At 57.8% G+C, this 521-nt stretch carries 1 protein-coding gene; it reads right to left on the bottom strand.

The features are described 5' to 3' along the window. Nucleotides 1-207 precede the first annotated feature (207 nt). Nucleotides 208-521 (bottom strand): hypothetical protein (locus AC0IYH_RS29195; RefSeq protein WP_471837501.1); only part of this gene is annotated, 314 nt, incomplete at its 5' end.

The following is a 521-nucleotide window of genomic DNA, read 5'->3' as shown; positions in this document are numbered from 1 at the left end:
CCCATACACCGACCGTGACCGGTCAAGAACGGTGTCCTCCGACATGATTTCGTCACTCCCACCACGATGCTCTCACAGGCACCATCGATAGATCCAAGGATCATGTGGTCGCCTGGGGCAGCTTAACGGTAACGTTAACACAGAGAGCGAACGATTGTCATGGCCGACCGTTCGGAGTTCCCCTTGCTTCACAGCCTGTTCCGGCAGTTATGCACGAGGAGAATAGCTTCCGTCAGTAAGACCGCGGCACGGCCACGTTGTTATGCCGCCTGCCGCCCGCCACCACGCGAGCTGTAGGATAAATCCGAAAACTTTATTGACAGGATGGCCGTTGACGGCTTGATCGCTGCGCAAAAGCAAATCGTCGGCGAGGATATCAAGAATGCACATCAGCTTACACCAGGCGTGCGCCACGATCGCACTCTCGACAGCCTGCATGCCGTTGTCCGCCGCCGTGTCGCAGTCCGCAGTTTTGCCCGGCGTGACAACGATGTCATCGGTGGCGCATCCCCCAGAATGGC

The sequence above is a fragment of the Pseudomonas sp. AC463 genome, from assembly GCF_979253585.1.
The sequence above is the reverse complement of the archived record's forward strand: the minus strand, read 5'-3'. Positions and strand labels throughout refer to the sequence as shown.